At 46.2% G+C, this 223-nt stretch carries 1 protein-coding gene; it reads left to right on the top strand.

Translation table 11 applies throughout. From position 1 onward, the window contains the following. Nucleotides 1–223: hypothetical protein (locus AC1M9H_RS14445; RefSeq protein ID WP_481613669.1), on the top strand; the 223-nt coding region annotated here is incomplete at both ends.

Below are 223 nucleotides of genomic sequence, written 5' to 3'. Positions count from 1 at the left end.
CAGATCAAGCAGGTAACACAGGTGAATCTCAGCCAGAGAGCTTCGAGGTTGACACAGTAGCGCCTGAATTAACCATCGATGAGCTTAAGCCGACAAACGATACTACACCAACAATCTCAGGTAAGACTGAGTCAGGTGCAACAGTAAAAGTTGAAATCTTAGACAAAGATGGCAACCCTGTAGCAACAGGTGATGCGACTGTAGATCCAGAAGGTAACTGGTC

The sequence above is a fragment of the Acinetobacter sp. ANC_7512 genome (genome assembly GCF_056779935.1).
The sequence above is the reverse complement of the archived record's forward strand: the minus strand, read 5'-3'. Positions and strand labels throughout refer to the sequence as shown.